The sequence below is a fragment of the Pseudarthrobacter sp. MEB009 genome (assembly GCF_030208875.1).
In the GTDB taxonomy this organism is placed as follows: Bacteria; Actinomycetota; Actinomycetes; order Actinomycetales; family Micrococcaceae; genus Arthrobacter.
Genome location: NZ_JARVTC010000013.1, coordinates 19,042 through 36,968 on the forward strand (window position 1 = coordinate 19,042; position 17,927 = coordinate 36,968).

17 protein-coding genes are annotated in these 17,927 nt (G+C 67.3%); 5 read left to right on the top strand and 12 right to left on the bottom strand.

Annotated elements, in window-relative coordinates; translation table 11 throughout:
• Window positions 1–13 precede the first annotated feature (13 nt).
• Window positions 14–271: a hypothetical protein gene (locus QRN07_RS11305; RefSeq protein WP_285241059.1), complete on the bottom strand. Its 258-nt coding sequence runs from the start codon at window positions 269–271 to the stop codon at window positions 14–16.
• A gap of 580 nt (window positions 272–851) precedes the next feature.
• Here QRN07_RS11305 and QRN07_RS11310 point away from each other — a divergent pair.
• Together QRN07_RS11310 and QRN07_RS11315 are read left to right on the top strand one after the other, a co-directional pair.
• The gene (locus QRN07_RS11310; RefSeq protein ID WP_285241060.1) at window positions 852–2,438 is read left to right on the top strand and encodes an MFS transporter; all 1,587 of its coding nucleotides are present in this window, start codon (window positions 852–854) and stop codon (window positions 2,436–2,438) included.
• 259 nt (window positions 2,439–2,697) lie between these two features.
• Window positions 2,698–3,786, top strand: coding sequence for an FUSC family protein (locus QRN07_RS11315; RefSeq protein WP_285241061.1), 1,089 nt, complete (start codon window positions 2,698–2,700; stop codon window positions 3,784–3,786).
• Here QRN07_RS11315 and QRN07_RS11320 read toward each other — a convergent pair.
• From QRN07_RS11320 to QRN07_RS11340, 5 genes are all read right to left on the bottom strand, one after another.
• Entirely contained in the window at window positions 3,754–4,527 is a 774-nt protein-coding gene (locus tag QRN07_RS11320; protein WP_285241062.1) for an SDR family NAD(P)-dependent oxidoreductase, read from the bottom strand. The genes QRN07_RS11315 and QRN07_RS11320 overlap by 33 nt on opposite strands.
• Window positions 4,528–4,664: 137 nt before the next feature.
• Window positions 4,665–6,494: an IucA/IucC family protein gene (locus QRN07_RS11325; protein WP_285241063.1), complete on the bottom strand. Its 1,830-nt coding sequence runs from the start codon at window positions 6,492–6,494 to the stop codon at window positions 4,665–4,667.
• Complete coding sequence (locus QRN07_RS11330) at window positions 6,491–7,057, bottom strand: GNAT family N-acetyltransferase (RefSeq protein ID WP_050685551.1); 567 nt, start codon at window positions 7,055–7,057, stop codon at window positions 6,491–6,493. The genes QRN07_RS11325 and QRN07_RS11330 overlap by 4 nt, the downstream gene beginning before the upstream one ends.
• Entirely contained in the window at window positions 7,054–8,379 is a 1,326-nt protein-coding gene (locus QRN07_RS11335) for a lysine N(6)-hydroxylase/L-ornithine N(5)-oxygenase family protein (protein ID WP_285241064.1), read from the bottom strand. Before QRN07_RS11335 ends, QRN07_RS11330 begins: the two co-directional genes overlap by 4 nt.
• Window positions 8,376–9,962, bottom strand: coding sequence for a pyridoxal phosphate-dependent decarboxylase family protein (locus QRN07_RS11340; RefSeq protein ID WP_285241356.1), 1,587 nt, complete (start codon window positions 9,960–9,962; stop codon window positions 8,376–8,378). Before QRN07_RS11340 ends, QRN07_RS11335 begins: the two co-directional genes overlap by 4 nt.
• Window positions 9,963–10,303: 341 nt before the next feature.
• On the opposite strand from QRN07_RS11340, the gene QRN07_RS11345 reads away from it, so the two are divergent.
• A complete protein-coding gene (locus QRN07_RS11345) occupies window positions 10,304–10,654 on the top strand; it encodes a hypothetical protein (protein ID WP_157407674.1) in 351 nt (116 codons plus the stop codon).
• 189 nt (window positions 10,655–10,843) lie between these two features.
• Entirely contained in the window at window positions 10,844–11,206 is a 363-nt protein-coding gene (locus tag QRN07_RS11350; RefSeq protein WP_285241065.1) for a hypothetical protein, read from the top strand.
• 12 nt (window positions 11,207–11,218) lie between these two features.
• Here QRN07_RS11350 and QRN07_RS11355 read toward each other — a convergent pair whose 3' ends face one another.
• From QRN07_RS11355 to QRN07_RS11380, 6 genes are all read right to left on the bottom strand, one after another.
• Window positions 11,219–11,548, bottom strand: coding sequence for a GNAT family N-acetyltransferase (locus tag QRN07_RS11355; protein ID WP_050685547.1), 330 nt, complete (start codon window positions 11,546–11,548; stop codon window positions 11,219–11,221).
• Between the two features lie 67 nt (window positions 11,549–11,615).
• Entirely contained in the window at window positions 11,616–12,020 is a 405-nt protein-coding gene (locus QRN07_RS11360; protein WP_050685546.1) for a DUF1304 domain-containing protein, read from the bottom strand.
• 38 nt (window positions 12,021–12,058) lie between these two features.
• Window positions 12,059–12,910 (bottom strand): class II fructose-bisphosphate aldolase, encoded by an 852-nt coding sequence (locus tag QRN07_RS11365; RefSeq protein WP_285241066.1) that lies wholly within the window; start codon window positions 12,908–12,910, stop codon window positions 12,059–12,061.
• The gene (locus QRN07_RS11370; protein WP_056601417.1) at window positions 12,910–14,376 is read right to left on the bottom strand and encodes a GntP family transporter; all 1,467 of its coding nucleotides are present in this window, start codon (window positions 14,374–14,376) and stop codon (window positions 12,910–12,912) included. Before QRN07_RS11370 ends, QRN07_RS11365 begins: the two co-directional genes overlap by 1 nt.
• 126 nt (window positions 14,377–14,502) lie before the next feature.
• Window positions 14,503–15,402, bottom strand: a complete 900-nt coding sequence (locus QRN07_RS11375) for an NAD(P)-dependent oxidoreductase (RefSeq protein WP_050685543.1) — start codon at window positions 15,400–15,402, stop codon at window positions 14,503–14,505.
• Window positions 15,403–15,450: 48 nt separating this feature from the next.
• Window positions 15,451–16,944 (bottom strand): four-carbon acid sugar kinase family protein, encoded by a 1,494-nt coding sequence (locus QRN07_RS11380; RefSeq protein ID WP_285241067.1) that lies wholly within the window; start codon window positions 16,942–16,944, stop codon window positions 15,451–15,453.
• Between the two features lie 170 nt (window positions 16,945–17,114).
• On the opposite strand from QRN07_RS11380, the gene QRN07_RS11385 reads away from it, so the two are divergent.
• Complete coding sequence (locus tag QRN07_RS11385) at window positions 17,115–17,819, top strand: FadR/GntR family transcriptional regulator (protein ID WP_050685541.1); 705 nt, start codon at window positions 17,115–17,117, stop codon at window positions 17,817–17,819.
• The last annotated feature ends 108 nt before the right edge of the window (window positions 17,820–17,927 follow it).

Below are 17,927 nucleotides of genomic sequence, written 5' to 3' on the forward strand. Positions count from 1 at the left end.
AAAGCAGTTCGGGCTAGGAGGAGTGCGGCATCTGCGGCCGGCTGGTCCGGTGGACCGCGGTAACGGGCGCTTCGTGGCCCATCCGGCCGTGGCCTGAGCCGCGGTCCTTCGGGTGCCGCTTCTTGCCGTTGCCGTCCGGCCAGGCATTCTGGCCGGGCATCTCTGCCGTGCCCGCGGCGGCCGGACCCGGCGCCGCCGGGGCGTCCATGGCGGCCGTGAGGTGGTCGGCCACCTCCGGGGCAAGATGCTGGGTGCGATTTTCGTCAGCCATTGTTTCTTCCTTTCCGCAGTGAAATGAAGCATTCAGCCCGAAGGCCAGGGGGCCGCCGGGAATGCCAGCGGAAATCGAGGTCGCAGCGGTTCGCCGCCTGCTGCGATGGCTTGTCCTGCGGTGGCGCAGGCCGGTCCCGGCCAATCTTTGCGCGTCCGCCAACTGTCTCTACAAAATTCCCATGGGTCCACCTTAGGCAAGCATCCAGTGCCTGTGAACCCCCGATTTCAGCAACCCCCGCCGGCCGCCCCTATCGGACCACCAGGGCCCGCCCCACAGCGCCGGAATACCTTGGTGACGGCTCTCACTTTTTGGGTCGGAAAGCACCCAAAAAGCGGCCCGCAAGGACCGTTGTTCAAAAAGATTCGGCACTGGCGGCGGCAGCGGCGGCCGATCCCAGTGGATATAAGGGAAAAACCGGGAAAAGAAGTTCCGTAATACGCCCCAAAACCCGGCGCAAAACCATAGACCCTACGGCACAAACGCCGCCAATGCCAGAGAATTCCAGTAAAATTGAAGGTCTGCCCGGAGCGGGGCAGCTACAAGTCGCAAGCAAATGACCTCCACGGGAGCTACCCAAATGCCCAAAGACCGAAGCATGACCGACTCTTCAGCAGGCGCCCAAAACGCCCGCGGAACCGACCCGACAGCCGCCAAGGCTCTCAAGAAGCCCAAGCTGCTGCCACGCCGCAGGCTGAAGGAATCCGACGTCAACGTCGTCAACCAGCCCATGCTGAAAAAAGCCATGGGCGGCACCATCGTGGGTAACACGATGGAGTGGTACGACGTGGGCGTGTTCGGCTACCTCATCACCACCATGGGACCCACGTTCCTGCCGGAATCCGACCCGGCCACCCAGAACCTTTTCCTCCTGGGCACCTTCGCCGCCACCTTCATCGCACGCCCCCTCGGCGGCGTGATCTTCGGCTGGCTCGGCGACAAGGTGGGCCGCCAGAAGACCCTGGCCACCACGCTGATGATCATGGCAGCCAGCACCTTCGCCGTGGGCCTGCTTCCCGGCTACGCACAGGTGGGCCTGTGGGCCGCCGTGCTGCTGGTCATCCTCAAGGTGGTGCAGGGCTTTTCCACCGGTGGCGAATACGCCGGCGCAACCACCTTCGTCAGCGAATACGCAGCAGACAAGCGCCGCGGCTTCTTTGCCAGCTTCCTGGATTTGGGCAGCTACCTGGGCTTCGCCATGGGCGCCGCCCTGGTCTCGGTCCTGCAGCTCACCCTGGGCCAGGACGCCATGGAGGACTGGGGATGGCGGATTCCGTTCCTGGCCGCCGGGCCGCTGGGCCTGATCGCCATCTACTTCCGCAGCAAGATCGAGGAATCCCCGCAATTCCAGGCCACGCTTGATGCCCGGGAAGAAGCCGCCAAGGATGCCACCAACAACGATCCCGTCGCTGCCAACGGCCCGCTGGCCACGGTCAAGGCCAACTGGCGCCCCATCCTGGTAGCCATGGTTGTGGTGGCCGCCGCCAATACCGCCGGCTACGCCCTCACGTCCTACATGCCCACCTACCTCTCCTCGGAGAAGGGCTACGACGAGATGCACGGCACCGCGCTGACCATCCCGGTCCTTGTGATCATGGCCCTGTGCATCCCGCTGACAGGCCGCCTGTCGGATAAAGTGGGCCGCCGCCCAATCCTCTGGGTAGGCGCTGTAAGCACCATCGTCCTGGCCGTCCCGGCGTTCATGATGATCGGAATCGGTGAGGTGTGGTCAACCCTGGTGGGCCTGGCCCTGATTGCCTTCCCGGTCACCTTCTATGTTGCCAACCTGGCGTCCTCGCTGCCCGCGCAGTTCCCCACCTCGAGCCGCTACAGCTCGATGGGAATCGCCTATAACTTTGCGGTGGCAATCTTCGGCGGCACCACCCCGTTCATCGTGGCTGCCCTCATCAAGGCCACGGGCAACGACATGATGCCGGCGTATTACCTGATGCTGACGTCCGCAGCCGGCGCGATCGGCATCTACTTCCTCAAGGAGTCGGCCAACAAGCCCCTCCCCGGATCCATGCCCAGCGTGGACACTCAGGAGGAGGCCGCCGAACTGGTGGCAACCCAGGACGAGAACCCCAACTTCGTGGTGGCTGACCTGCCGTTCGACGACGTTGCTCCCCTGGACAGCAACTCTGCCGGTAAGGCGTCAACCTCGTAGGCACCACCGCGCGGCAGCCGTTTCCCGGCTGCCGCGCAGGGCACTTGCAGCAGCCCACGCTCACAGGGCCCGTCCCGCGCTCTTCCCAGGAAGCCGCGGGGCGGGCCCTTGCCGTGCCACCGGCCGGACTTCCTGCCACAAGGCCCGGCCGGGGAAGCCGTCCATGACGGTGCAGGGTCCGCCGGAAATGACTCCGGGCCGGGGCCGGTGATAGTTTCCGAAGGGCCAAGAGGCCAGCGGCTGACAGGAATGGTTGGGCATGAACCGAGTGGTGGAGCAGGTGCGCGCGCTGCACCGCCTGGAACCCGCTGACAACGACAGCGCCGCCGCTGTCCGCGTTGCCGTCAGCGTCGCACTGCCGTCCCTGCTCCTGCTGGCCGCGGGCCGGACGGACCTCATCATCTACGCGGTGTTCGGTGGCCTCACCGCTATGTACGGCAGGTCCTCACCCCATCTCCTGCGCCTCCGGCACCAGGGCCGGGCTGCCGGCATGCTCCTGGGCGGGGTGGCTGTGGGCATTGTCCTGTCCGCCAACCACCTGCAATCCTGGTGGCTCGTGGGGGTGGAAGCCACACTGGCTGGCGCGGGATCGGTCTACGCCGACCGGATGCGGCTCAAACCGGCGGGACCCTTCTTTGGAATCCTGGCCCTCGGGGCCTGCGCCTCGGTCCCCGCGGCGGTCCCCTGGTTCGTGGCGCTGCTGATCGCTTCGGGATCGGCGGCCCTTTCCCTTGCCGTGGGCCAGGCCGGCCGGCTGGCCCCGGCAGGCCGCCGTCGGACGTCTCCGGAACCTGCCGCGGCGGGCCGGACCGGACGCCGCGAACTCCTGATCCACGCCGCCCGCTACGTGCTGGCGGTGGGCGCCGCAGGTTCCGTGGGGGTCATCAGCGGCAGCGGCCATCCGCACTGGGCCATGGCGGCTGCCGCCGTGCCGCTGGCCGGCGCCGACCTGCCCAGCAGCGTCCGCCGCGGCATCCACCGGATCGTGGGAACATTTGTGGGCCTTGCCGTCACCGCAGCCGTGATCCTTCCCGGCCCGTGGTCGGTTGCAGCGCTGGTTCCGGGCAACGAGGCGGTGCTGCTGGCCCTGCTGGTGATCGTGTTCCAGTTTGCGACCGAGCTGTTCATGACCCGCCACTACGGGCTGGCGATGGTCTGGTTCACCCCGGTGATCCTGTTGATGACGCAGCTCGCCGCCCCCGCGGATCCCACCGTGCTGATCGCGGAACGGGCGGTGGAAACCCTGGTGGGGGCTCTGGTGGGGATCGCGGTGGTGGTGGCGGTCCGGCGGCCGGGGACCCGCTCCCCCGCCGCGCTACTGGGCCTTGCGCGCCGGGCCCGCCATTAGCCTGGCCGGCGCCAATCTGGCCAGCACGGCCACCGCTTTGTACCGCTTTGACGGGACGCATACGGCCCGGCCCCGATGGTTGGCCGCCAGCCCTTCCCGGACCACCCTTTCCGCGTCCAGCCACGCCCAGGCCGGAGCCATCGGCTGGTCCATTCCCAGCCGCTGGTGGAATTCGGTGTGGGTCAGGCCGGGGCACACCGCCGTAACTTTGATGCCCCGGGCACGGTAAGCGAAGTTGGCCCACCGGCTAAAGCTGAGCAGCCACGCCTTGGCCGCCGAGTAGGTGCCGCGCGGCAGGAACGCGGCGATGCTGGCCACGTTGATGATCCGGCCGCCGCCACGGGCCAGCATGCCCTGCACAGCGGCGTGGGTCAGCACCATCGCCGTTTCAGCGTGGAGTTTCAGGTTCCGCTGCTCCTCGCCGATGACATTGTCCTCGAAGTCATGCAGCAGCCCGGTCCCGGCGTTGTTCACCAGGATGCCCACCGGCCGGTCCGGGAGCGACAGGCGTTCGACGACGGCGGCCACCCCGGCGTCGTCCGCCAGGTCTGCGGGGAGTACTTCAGTGGTGGTCCCGTACTGCTGGGCCAGGGCGACCGCGACCTCTTCCAGCCGGGCACGGTTCCGGGCCACGAGCACCAGGTTGCAGCCCTGCGCTGCGAGCTGGCGGGCGAACTCCGCGCCCAGGCCCGAACTGGCGCCGGTGATAAGGGCAGTGGTTCCGCGTGCTGGTTGGCTCATCCGGCCAGCCTAGTCCGGCGGATTCTGCACGATCATTCCCGCGGGCCCCGTGGCCGGCCCCGGAAAGACGGGGCCAGCCGGCGGGCCGAGCCGGTTGATGGTGCAGAATCCGACGGCGGGCGCGGAGACAGGCCCGGCTAGGCGAACCGGGCCAGCGGGTTGGCCAGGCGGCCCGCCATCTGCAGCCCGCCGGAGGGATCCGTCAGGTCCAGCATCTGCTGGTTGTTCCGCAGCTGGAGCCGGTTCAGGCAGGACAGCTCGAAGTCAACGGCGAACAGGTCATGCCGGGCAAACTGGTCCGCCAGTTCCGGGTGTTCGGCCTGGTAGCCGGCGATCGCCCGGGCCGCGATGGCCCAGAAGTCCTCCTGGCGCAGCATCCCGTCCTCATCCAGGAGGGCCGAAAGGAACCGGAAGATGCAGTCGAAGATGTCGGTGAAGATGGCCAGCACCTTCTCACTGTCCGGGATGGCGACCTGGATCCGGGAAACCTCCGCAGGCAGCTCGAGCCGGGTCCCCATCACCACAATCTCCTCGGCGATGTCCTTCATCACGGCCCGCACCGGGACCCCGTCCTGCAGCACCAGGATCACGTTCTCGCCGTGCGGCATAAACGCCAGCTCGTACCGGTAGAGGCAGTGGACCAGCGGCACCAGGTACGCCTCGAAGTAGCGGCTCACCCACTCGGCAGCGGCCAGCCCGGACCGTTCGATCAGGGCGGAAACCATGGGCCTGCCATCGGCGTCGACGTGCAGGAGCGAGGCCATGGTGGCCAGCTGCTGCCCGTCCGCCAGCAGCGGCAGCGGACTTTCCCGCCACAGCGCGGAGAGCATCTTCCGGTATGCCGAGCCGGGGTCGGAGCCGGCCTCGTAGTAGCCGTTGTGGTAACCGATGGCTGCGACCTCACCGATCATCGTGAAGCCGCGCTGCTGCAGGGCACCGTCCGCTTCGATCAGTCTGCGCAGCCAGTCGTTGATGGCCGGGGTGGCCTTCATGTACTGGGGGGAGAGACCGCGCATAAAGCCCATGTTCAGGACGGACATGGCCGTCTTGACGTAGGACTTCGCCGGCTGGTCGGTGTTGAAGAACGTCCGGATGGACTGCTGCGCCTGGTACTTCTCGGTGCCGGTGCCCAGGTAGACGATCCGTTGCCGGGCGATTTCCGCCGCAAACGTGACGGTCAGCTTGTTCTCCCACTGCCAGGGGTGCACCGGCAGGAAGAAGTACAGGTCGGGGTCCAGGCCCTGGAGCCGGAGTTCCGCGTTGAAGTCCCCCACCAGGCCGCCCAGTTCAGCCTCCAGGTGGGCTCGGTAGTCCAGGCCCTGGCTGGCCGTGAAGACAGCGTGGCTGCGCGCGGCCGCGACCCACACCAGCTGGACCGGGGCGCCGGTTTCCGGTGCGAACGCCAGGTAGTCCCCGATCCCGAAGCCCAGCCGGCCGTTGTTCGCCACAAAACAGGGGTGCCCCTCGGTCATGCTGCGTTCAATGGCCTGGAAGTCCGCGGCAGCATCCAGCCCGCCGGTCACACCTGCTGCGAGTTCGGCGGCGGCCGGTTGCCCGGCCCACTGCTTGTACGCGTGGCTGGCCAGCGTGCTGCTGACTTCCTCGAGGTACACGGGCAGCATGGCGGTGTTGATCCCCAGCGTGCCATGGAACGCGGTGATGAAGTCCAGGACGTCCAGCGGCGCTTCCCTGCCGTCCCGGAAGCCGCGGATGGAGCCCGGGTCGATGGACCAGTGGTCCAGTTCCAGCAGCCGGGCGGTGAAGCGGTATTCGGAGCTGCCGTCGTCGCTCACCACCCGGTAGCCGCCGTCGAGGGGTTCCGGCGAGAGGATGCGTTCGTGGGAGAACTCGGCGAGCGCCTTCCGGAGCAGGTGCCGGTTGGCGATGTCCCAGCGGTCGGCGGCCAGGTGCGGGGCTTCAGCGGCCCGGTATCCGGCGGTGGGTGCAGGATCGAGGTGGATGGTCACAGTGCGGCTCCCTGGGGGATGGGGGTGGGAAGGTTCAGTGCGGCGCGGGCGGTGAGGTAGTCGGCGCGGGTGCAGAAGCTGAGCAGCGCTTCCTTGTCCGGCAGGGTGACGAGGCCGGCGGGCTGGAACCCGAGCCGTTCGTTGAGGGCGTGGATCCGGGTGTTGCGCGCGTCAGGTTCAACCACCACGCGTTCCACGTCCGGGCGGGCGAAGATCCGGTCCAGGACGGCGTCCATCACGGCAGTGGTGTACCCGGCTTCCGGGCCGGACGACGGCGGCGCCACCAGCAGGTGCATCCCCACGTCGCCGGGCTCCTCGGCATAGACCGCGGCCAGGGGTGAGGAGCCGGGAAGATAGTCCTCCATCAGGAAGGCGGGGACGCCGCCGTCGAGCCCCAGCAGCGCGTGGTGGTGGCCGCTGGCCTGGATGGTCCGGTATTCCTGCACCACGTCCTCGACGCTGGCGGAAAGCATGCCCCAGAAGGAGGCGTAAGGTTTGGTCACCCAGCTGTGGAGGAGCGGTGCGTCGGCGGTGGCGTCGAGGCAGCGGAAGGTGAACCTCATGCGGGCACCTCCGCCGCGACGCCTGCCGGGGCACCGAACTGCTGGAAAGCGATGTTGCGTTCCACCGGGTAGACCTCGCGGCCGGTGATCGCGCGCAGGATGCAGGAGTTGCGGTAGGCGCCCATGCCCAGATCCGGGGTAACGAATCCGTGGGTGTGGAGTTCGGCATTCTGGACAAATATCTCGCCGGGTTCGACGCCGGTGCTGTAGTTCCGGTCCACGGCGAACCTCCCGGCGCTGTCCCGGGCGATCCGGTCCTGCACACCGGCCAGGAATTCCGGTTCGTGGTATCCGTACCCGGTGGCCAGGACCACGGCTTCGCTGTCCAGCGTGTAGGAGCTGCCCTGCTCGCCATGCTCGAGGTGCAGCGTGTGGGTGCCCGCTGCCGGGTCCCATTCCGCCGCCGTGAGCGTGGAGTGGGTCAGCAGCTGCGTGTCCACCAGCCCGGAGATGCTGCGGGTGTAGAGGAGGTCATAGATGGCGTCGATCAGGTCCGAGTTGATGCCCTTGTAGAGGTTCTTCTGCGCCTTGTTCAGGTGGTCCCGCTGCTCCTGCGGAAGTGCGTGGAAGTAGTCCACGTATTCGGGGGAGGTCATTTCGAGGGTCAGCTTGGTGTATTCCAGCGGGAAGAACCGGCCGGACCGGGTGACCCAGTTCAGCTGGTAGCCGTGGGTTCCGGATTCCTGCAGGAGCTCGTAGTAGATCTCCGCGGCGCTTTGGCCGCTGCCCAGGATGGTGATGCTGCGCTGCTGCTGCAGTTCGTCCTTCCGGGCCAGGTAGTCGGCGTTGTGGATGGCCAGTCCCCCGGTTCCCGCTCCGGAGCGGGCCAGGATGTCGCGGCCGGACGCGGGGACGTACGGCGAGGTTCCGGTGCCCAGCACCAGCCGCCGGGCCAGCAGTACCTCAGGCCCGGCCGGGCCGGACACGGTGAGCCGGTACACCCCGCCGTCGTGCGTGATGTCCCGGACCGTGGTGCCAAAGCGGACGGACGGCAGCTGGCCGGCCACCCATTGGCAGTACTGGTTGTACTCTGCGCGCAGGGGGTAGAAGTTTTCCCGGATGTAGAAGCGGTACAGCCTGCCCGTCTGCTTCAGGAAGTTCAGGAAGGAGTATGGGGAGGTGGGGTCTGCCAGGGTGACGAGGTCGGCCATAAACGGGACCTGGAGGTGGGCCGGTTCCAGCATCATGCCGGGGTGCCAGTCGAAGGATTCGCGCTGCTCCAGGAAAACCCCGGCCAACCCTTCGATCGGTTCGGCCAGGGCGGCGAGGCCCAGGTTGAAGGGCCCCACGCCGATGGCTGCGAAGTCGTGGATGCGGCTCATGCTGCCACCCCGTCCTGCAGCATGCCCGCGCCGGTCCGGCGCAGCAGGTCAACGATCCCGGCGATATCCTCCAGGGTTGCCTCAGCGTTGAGGAGGGTGAACTTCAGGTAGTGGCGCCCGGCAACCTTGGTGCCGGCCACCACGGCCTGGCCGGAGGCGAAGACGGCGGCGCGGATGGCGGGGTTCAGCACGTCAGCGGCGTCCTCGGAAAGCCGGCTGCCGTCAGCGAGCAGGGGCCGGTACCGGAATACCAGGGTGCTCAACTGGGGCTGGGCGGCGAGCTCAAACCCGTCATCAGCATCAAGGAGCGCCCCCACCCGGGAGGTCAGGTCGATCGCCTCGTCGAACAGCGCGCCGATGGCGTCCGCGCCCATGATGCGCAGGGTGAGCCAGAGCTTGAGGGCATCGAAGCGCCGGGTGGTCTGGATGCTTTTGTCCACCTGGTTGGGGATGTCGGCCAGGGCGGCGCTTTCCGGGTTGAGGTAGTCGGCGTAGTAGGTGATGTGGCGCAGCATGGCGCGCTCGCGGACCAGCAGGGCGCTGGAGCTGACCGGCTGGAAGAAGGTCTTGTGGAAGTCCACGGTGACGGAATCCGCCAGCCGGGTGCCGTCAAGGAGGTGCCGGTAGCGGCCGGAGACCATCAGGCCGCCGCCGTAGGCAGCATCAACGTGGAGCCAGGCGCCGTAGGCGCGGGCCAGGGCGGCGAGCTCGGCCAGCGGGTCCACGGAGCCGAAGTCGGTGGTGCCTGCGGTGGCGATCACAGCCATGGGGGTGAGCCCGGCGTCGGTGGCGTCAGCCATTGCGGCGGCCAGCGCGGCCGGGTCCATCCGATGGTCGGGGGTGCACGGCACGGTGATCACGGCGTCGAACCCCAGGCCCAGCATGGACGCTGACTTCTGGATGCTGAAATGGCTGTCCTCCGAAGTGAAGATGCGCAGGGTGTCCAGCAGCGCCGGCAGCCGGAGGCCGCTGCGGGCCGGGTCCTGCCGGAGGCCGGCTACGGCGTGGTTGCGGGCGATCAGGAGGGCCTGCAGGTTGGACTGGCTGCCGCCGGAGGTGAAGATGCCATCAGCGTCGGCGCCGAGGTGCAGCCGGTCCGCGGCCCAGTCGATGAGGCGCCGCTCGATCATGGTGGCGCCGGCGCTCTGGTCCCACGTGTCCAGGGAGGAGTTCACGGCGGACAGGATGGCTTCGCCCACCAGCGCCGGGATGACCACGGGGCAGTTCAGGTGCGCGGCGTATTTGGTGTCGTGGAAGTAGACGGCGTCCCGGAGGTATACCCCTTCGAGTTCCGCCAGCGCCGCCGCGGTATCCGGCAGCGGCGTTTCCAGGTCCACGGCGGCCACCCGGGCCTGCAGCTCCGCAGGTCCGACGCCGGTGAACGGCTGGGTGCTCCGCTCCAGTTTGGTGGCAACTGCGGTCACGCCCTGCAGCACCTGTGCCACGTAGCGGGGGGAATTCCTGGCGTTCAGCAGATGGTTGGAGGCGCCAAGTGCCAGCTCCACGCGGGAGCCGAAATCCTGGCCCGTCAGCTCCTGAAGCGGTCGCGGTTGGTCCACGGGTAACTCGTCAAGGCGGGGCATCAGCGGCACTGGTATTCCTTCGGTCAGGGTTGTACGTCGAATTGCATAGGCAAGCCTTACTTAGGCAACCCTTTTAATCAAACTTCTGTGATGTATTTATCCCGGGCGCCCGGAATTGAACGATTCAACGGCCTGCGGGGCGTCATTGACTGGCAGTCCGTGGAACCGTCCGGCAGAATATGCGGCCCGCCAGGTGCCAACGATGGCGCCGGGATGATTCGGGGCAGTGCCGGGACGATTCCGGAATGGTGCCGCAACGACGCCCTTGACGCCAACGGCCCTGCGCGGCCTAGGGTGGATGGACCGGGCGCCCGAACGGAGCCTGGGAACCAGGGGGAACAATGGAACAGCCAATGGGCGCGGTGACCTTCCGCGAAGTGGACCAGCACGGAAACCGGATTCCGGATGGGGGCGCCGGTGAACCGCCAGAGCCGGCCGAAAAATCGCCCGGCTTCAGCGTGAACCCGTTCATTGTTGTGCTCTGGCTGCTGGCCGCAGCCCTGGTGGTGGGCGGCCTGGCTGTCCTGTTCGGCGGAGCCGGCACAACCGTCATGTCCTTCGGATCCACCAACGGCCCGCCCCTGGCCTACCTATTGATGTCTTTCAGTCCGCAGCTCATCGTCTCGGGGCTGGCGACGGCCATGGTGCTGTTGTTCTGGCATGCCTTCCAATGGCAGCGGCGCCGGGGCTGAACCCGGCGCAACGGCAACGACCCTCTTTCCCGCGCCCCGCAGCGGGCGAAGAAGGACCTAGTGGCGGCCGCAATTTGGCCGCAGGTACTAAGCATGCTTGGCTTGTTGGAAGCGCAAAGCTCCGCAAGCAGTTCGCGGCGGGCCCTGCCAACGCCGGCAGGCCCGTGAAGAAGCCCAAGGAAAAATACCATGCCCAGCACCGCAGAGCCCCTTCTGGCGGCACCACTCCCCGACCCTCCGGGCAGTCCGGAGGTACCGGCCGGACCGGTGGACGTGGAGCTGATGGCCACACTCAGCACCCGGATGCATTGCAGGACACCCATGCAGCGGGTGGACCCGGGCTCCTCCCCCATCCGCGAACCAGTGCACGTTGATATTGCCGCTCCGATGCAGGTCGGGGACGGGCCGGCTCAACGTGGGATGCCGGCGGACCGTTTGGCATTGCAGGAGCAGGGCGGCCCCGCTGACAGCGCCGCCATGGCAGAAAGGGCGGTCACGTACCGTTGCGCCTGCGGGTTCACCATCGACGGTCCGGCCGACGAACTGCCCTGACCCGCCGTCGGGTCAGCTTTCCGGCCAGTCCACAAACTGGCCGTAGCCCTCGTGCTTGCGCAGGTAACCGGCAATAAACGGGCAATGCGGAATGATCCGCTTTCCGGTGGCCACAACATCGTCCAGCGCAAAATGCGCCAGGACCTTGCCCAGGCCCTGGCCTTCGAACCCTGCCGAGGTTTCGGTGCGGATGAAGTCAACGTGTCCGGGCTGGTCCTCGAAGAACGACTGGACGGCGAGGGTTCCGCCCACATGCAGTTCGTAGCGGTGGTCCGCGTCATTGCGGGCCAGCGCTACGTCCGGCGCAAAGGTGTCTTCCGTGGACATGGTGTTCTCGGTCATGGTTCGACAGTGGCACTACTTGGCCCCGCTGGCAATGCTCACCGGCGCGGCGGAACGGCGGGCAACGCTAGGACGTGACGGCAATCAGGCCAAGCACGACGGCGATCAGCGGGGTGATCCCCTGCGTCACCGCAGGCCGGAGGTTCTTTTTGCCGCTCAGTGCCAGGACCAGGGCGGCGAGCAGCATGGAGCCGCAGCAAGCGAAGACCAGGGTCCAGCCGGCCACGTCCTGCGCCGAGCCGTCGCCACCGAAGGCCACCAGGGCAAGCCCGATGAAGGCGCCGATCGCCAGGAACAGGTTGTAGAAACCCTGGTTGTAGGCGAGCGACTTGGTGGTTTCGGCGTCCTGCTGGGAGGCGATGTTGAAGCGCTTCCACGTGGCGGGTTTGGTCCAGTTCACCGACTCCAGCGTGAAGATAAAAACGTGCAGGGCTGCTGCCAGGAAAACGAAGACAAGGGAGGCCAGGATCATGGCTTGATCCTAGCCTCCCTGCACCAACGGTGGTGTCCCTACCTGCTCAGTGTCTCCAGCGTGCCGGTGGCGAAATCTGACGCCGTCCGGTCCCAGCGGCCCAGCAGGGCCTGCAGGTTTTCGCCGTCGGCCCGGTGAGCGGGCAGCTGCTCCTGCAGGGTGGCCAGCACTCCAGTGCGGAGCTCGGTGTTGAAGTTCACCTTCCCCACGTTCATGGCGGCGGCTTTCACCAGTTCCGAAGCGGGAATGCCGGAGGCCCCATGGAGCACCAGGGGAATGTGGGTCCGTACGGCGATGTCCTGCAGCACGTCCCACCGCAGCCGGGGTTCGCCCTTGTATTTGCCGTGCACGTTGCCCACGGCCACAGCCAGCAATCCGGCGCCGGTGCGGGACACAAATTCCTCAACCTGGGCCGAGTCGGTCAGGCCTGCGATATCCACTCCGGCAGCGTCATCGCCGAATGCGCGGTCCTCGTCTCCGGCCAGGCCACCCAACTCCGCCTCCAGGACCACATCCGGGCCCAGGAGGGCCCGGGCTGCCAGCACCAAAGCGATGTTTTCCTCAAAGGGCAGGGAGGAGCCGTCAGCGAGGACGGAATCCGCCCCCGCAGCCACGGCGTCGGCCATCACGGCAAGGTTTGTTGCGTGGTCAAGCTGCACGGCAACCGGGACGGTGGCGGCATCCGCCAGGCCACGGAGTGCTGCGATGAGGCGCAGCCCGTTGCGGGTGGCGGCGGTCCTGGGCGCCACCAGCAGGATGACGCCGCGGCCTGATTCCTCCGCGGCACCCACCACGGCAAGGGCTGTGGTGAAGTCGTAGCAGGTGAAGGCCGGCACTGCCGAGCCTTGCTGCAGGGCAGAGGTGACCAGGTGGTCGAGTTGGGTACGCATCAGACGCCCAGGCCTCCCACCAGGATCCAGGCAACAAAGGTCAGCGCGAAGCCGGCAAGGCCCAGGACGGTGGTGAGGACGGTCCAGGTGCGGAGCCCGTCGGAGACGGTGAGGCCGTAGTACCGGACCACTGTCCAGAAACCGGCGTCCGTGACGTGGGACAGGCCAAGTGAGCCGAAGCCAATGGCGATAACGATGACGGCGATCTGCGCAGGCGTGTAGCCGCCCTCCATCACCGCGGAAGTGAGCAGCCCGGTGGTGGTGACAATCGCGACGGTCGCGGAGCCTTGGGCTGCGCGCAGGGCAAGGGAGATGACAAAGCCGAGGGCGATGACGGGCAGGCCCAGGTGGTCCAGGGTCTGGGAGAGCGCCGCGCCGATGCCGGAGGTCCTGAGTACCTCGCCGAACACGCCACCGGCAGCAACCACCATGAGGATGGAAGCGATGGGCGGCAGGGCACCTTCGAAGATTTCACCGGTTTCCTTGAGCGACCAGTTGCGGCGCACGGCGAGCAGGAAGAACGACAGCGCCACGGCCACCAGCAGGGCGAAAAACGGGTTGCCGACGAACGCGGCCAGGCCATACCAGGAATTGTCTTTGGGGATGGTGAGGGTGCCAACGGTGCCGAGCAGGATCTGCACGATGGGGGCGGCAATAAGGAAGATGATCAGACCGGGCCGGGGCGGGGCCTGCGTGGCGGCGCCGGGGCCGTCATGGCCCACCTTCACCAGGGCATCCGAACCGAATTCCTCAACCTGCGCCTTGACCGAGGGCAGGAGTTCGTAGTCCTTGCGGTTCATGATGCTGGCCACCCAGTAGGACAGGAAGCCCAGCGGAATGCAGATAATCAAGGAGATGAGGGTGATAAGCCCAATGTCCGCGCCAAACACGCCGGCACCGGCAACAATGCCCGGGTGCGGCGGGACCGCCACGTGGATGGACAGCATGATCCCGGCCATGGGCAGGCCGAACTTGACCGGGTGCACCTTGGCGATTTTGGCGAAGGCATACACGATGGGGACCAGGACGATGACGCCCACTTCGAAGAACACCGGGATGGCGACCAGGAAGCCAACAGCGGTGAGGGCCACAGCCACGCGCTTTGCGCCCAGCTTGTTGGTGAAGTGCGTCGCGAGCGATTGGACGCCGCCGGATACCTCGATCATGCGGCCCAGCACGGCGCCCAGGGCGATAAGCAGCGCCACCTTGCCCATGGTGCTGCCCACACCGTTGGCCACCACGGTGAAGACGTCCTTGAGCGGGATCTGGGCGGCGACGGCCACCATGATGCTGACAGTCAGCAGGGCCACAAACGCCTGGATCTTGAAGCGGATGATCATTACCAGCAGGACGGCGATGCCGAGCGCGGCGATGGTCAGCAGCAGCGGGGTGCCGAGCTCAACGGCGGGTTTGATGGCGGGCGCATCAGCCGCCCGCACCAGCAGCGGCAGTATCGGATGGTTCATGAGGGGTGTCTCCTTTGACGTGCCAGTCTTCCAGAAGACGGGCGATCAGGCGCTTGGGAATTTCTGGTGGGGGTACGACGACGGCGGAGGGGGGACCGCCGTCGTCGTACGGTGTGGGGGTTGCGCTTAGTTGTTGCGCTTGGTGGGCGCGACGACCTTGATGACGGCGGAATCGTCGGCGGCGGCGAGGCCCTGGGCCTGGCCCAGCAGGTAAAGCTGTTCCGCGGCGGCAGCCACCGGCGCTGCGAGGCCGGCGGCCCGGGTGGCTTTGCCCACGATGCCCATGTCCTTGACGAAGATGTCCAGGCGGGACAGGACCTCGGCGCCGTCCTCGGAGTAGGCCTCCAGGATGCGCGGGCCGCGGTTGGAGAGCATAAAGGAGCCGGCTGCACCCGCTTCGAGGGCGGCGAGGGTCTTGGCCTGGTCCAGGCCCAGGGCGTCCGCGAGGGCCATGGCCTCGGCCGCGGCGGCGATGTGGACGCCGCAGAGGAGCTGGTTGACGGTCTTCAGGGCCTGGCCGTCGCCGGGCTTGTCGCCCACCACGGTCAGGGTGGAGGCCAGCAGTTCCAGGGCCGGGGCTGCCTTGGTGCGGGCTTCGGGGGACGCACCAACAACGATCAGCAGGTCGCCTTCGCCGGCGCGCTTGGGCCCGCCGGACAAGGGGGCGTCCACCAGGTCCACGCCGTATTCGGCCAGTTTGGCCACGGTGGCCGGGATGGCTTCGGTGCCCACGGTGCTGCCGAGGATGACGACGGCGCCCGGTTCCAGGACCGAGGCCACGCCGTTTTCGCCGAAGAGGACGTCGTTGAGTTGTTCGCCGTTGCGGACGGCCAGGAGGACGGCGTCCGCCCCCTTGGCGGCTTCGCGGGCGGTGCTGAAGGTGGCGATGCCGGCTTCAGCGGCCAGCTCCAGGCGGGGTTCGGCGATGTCGAAGCCGTGGACCGTGAGCTTGGACGCGAGGCGGGTGGCCATGGGCAGGCCCATGGCGCCAAGGCCCAGGACGGTGACGGTGTAATTGCTGGTCATGGTGTTCTCCGGTGAATTTTGCGGGACGGGGTTAGGAGCCTGTGGGTATTAGAAGGTGGTGCTGAGTTTGCGGGTGACCTGGGCGAGGGACTCGTCGTCGCCCACGTTGCCGGCGAAGACGATGTACGGGATGCCCTTGGCAGGGCCGTCCACCGGTTCCCAGAGGGAGACGATGCCCGGCAGCATGGGGCCGCGGACAATCGCGTGGCGGATCTCAAGGCCGTGGGCTGCGACGTCCGAGGAGGTGATGCCGCCCTTGGCGATCACAAAGCGGGGCGGGAACGTCTTCAGGGTGCGGTTGACCACGGCAACGACGGCGGCGGAAACGGTGCGGGCGATCCGCAGGCTTTCGGCGGGATCGTCCGTCCTGATCAGCAGGCGGCTGGTGTGGACAATGACGTCGCCGGTGTGGAGGGCTTCGACGACAGTCTCCACCGTGCTGTCGAGGTGTGCGGCGGCGTCCCCGCCCAGGAGCTTCTCGACGTCGATTTCCACGATGCGGGCAGAACTGTGCTGCTCCGTGAGGGCTTTGAGCTGCCGGGTGGTGACGCCCACGTGCGAGCCCACCACGATCAGGCCGCCGGCCCCGGAAGGGTTTTGGCCGGCAAAGGCTTCCCCGCCGCTGAGTTCCGCGCGGATCTCCTGGCCGATCCGGGCCCTGCCGAACGGCGGGCCCACCCGGTACAGGAGTTTTTTGCCGCGGCGTTCGGCTGCGTCGAGGCCAAGGGCCAGGGCACGGAGGTCGCTCTCGGTGACGATGTCCGCCACGATGGGGGTGGAATCATTGGCGGCGTCGAGTGCGTCGGCGATGGCCGCTGCTGAGACTGCGGGGTCGTTGGCTGCTGCGCCGGCGCGGATGGTGTGCAGGTCCAGGACAATGACCGAGCCGGCGGGGAACCGGCCCTGCGACTTCTCCGCCACGTAGTCCTTCAGCACCGACGTGCTGAAGCCAAAGCTGGCATCCCTGGCGAACTCGGTATCGGAGACGGGAATGAGCGTACCTGCGGCCTCGCCCGTGCCGCGCATGTAGTGGACGCCGCCAATGGTGATGCGGCCGGCGTCGGGAAAGGCGGGAACCAGGACCACGCCGTCCGTCGATTCCCCGCTGACGTTGGCCACGGTGGCGGCGATGACGTCAGGCTCCAGCGGGTAATGCCCTCGGAGGGTGGAGTCGCTGCGGCTGACGAACCCAAGCTGCAGGGCCGGCCCGGACTGCGGATCGGAGGCACCCGCGGCGGTGAGGGCGTTGCGGACCACTTCCTCGTTGCGTGCAGCGGCCTCGGCCGGGTCAAGGCTGCGGGTGTTGGTGAGGACGTAGACGGCCGGTTTGGCCTGCCCGAAAGCCCAGGCGAAGTCCGACACTTCCCAGCGGGTGAGCACGGGCAAATCTGCCACGGACTGCGTTCCGGTGGGATCGTCGTCGAGCACTACAAGCATCCGGGGCGCCCCGGCATTCGACTCGGCCACGGTCTTGGCCACCAGCGCGGCGGGGATCTCGAGTTCCGGCGGGTAGGCAGCCAGAACGTCAACTTCAAGCGTCACAATGCACTCCGTTGTGTAGTGATCCGGCACGGCGGATCCCGTTTTATCGACCTGTAAGATGTCTGACATCTAACATTTGAATGTTAGTGTGGCACAGGACATAAAAACGCGCAAGTAGACTTGTCTGACATACCGCGGGGCGTACGCCCACGGCAGCGATCGGGGGCAGCATGGCCAGGAAGTCACTGGTTGGCGTAGTGGCGGACGAGTTGCTGGACCGTATCATCGGCGGCGAATTCCCACCGGGATCCACCGTCCCCGGCGAGCTGGAGCTCAGCGCCCGGCACGATGTCAGCCGGATGACCGTCCGCGAAGCCATGAAGACCCTTGAGGCGCAGCGCATCCTCAGCGTGGAGCGCGGCCGGGGGACGTTTGTTAATCCGCTGAACCGGTGGGCGTCGCTGGAAGCGGTGCTGCGGGCCGCCTCCGAGGGCAGGGACGAGGCCGAGTCCTCCATCCAGCTCATTGAACTGCGGCGGATGCTGGAAACGGGCGCCTGCGAATTGGCGGCGGGCCGGATCGCCGAGGCCGAGGTGGACTCGCTGTTCGCCTACATCACCGCCATGCGGGCCGCCCACCACGTCAACGATGTGGCCGCTTTTGTGGAGGCGGACCTGGCGTTCCACGACATCATCCTGCACGCCTCTGGCAACGTGTTTGTTTCGGTGCTGTTCGAGCCGCTGCACCGGGTACTGGAAAAGCGCCGGACGGAGACATCAGCAGTGCCGGCCATCCAGGAGCATGCCATCGGGCACCACCAGAACATCGCCGAGGCCCTGCAGGCCCGGGATGCGCAGCGGGCCCGGGAGGCCATGGACGCCCACATGCAGCAGACCCTGGATGACCTGCGGAACCTGGTCCTCGGGTCCGGCTAGGGGCGGATCGGCCACGCGGGAGTCAGGCGCCGATCCCGTCGCCGGCCTGGTCCTGACCCGGCTGCGGGAGCTGGAGGTGGTCCGCTGGGACCGGCCTTTGATAGCTGG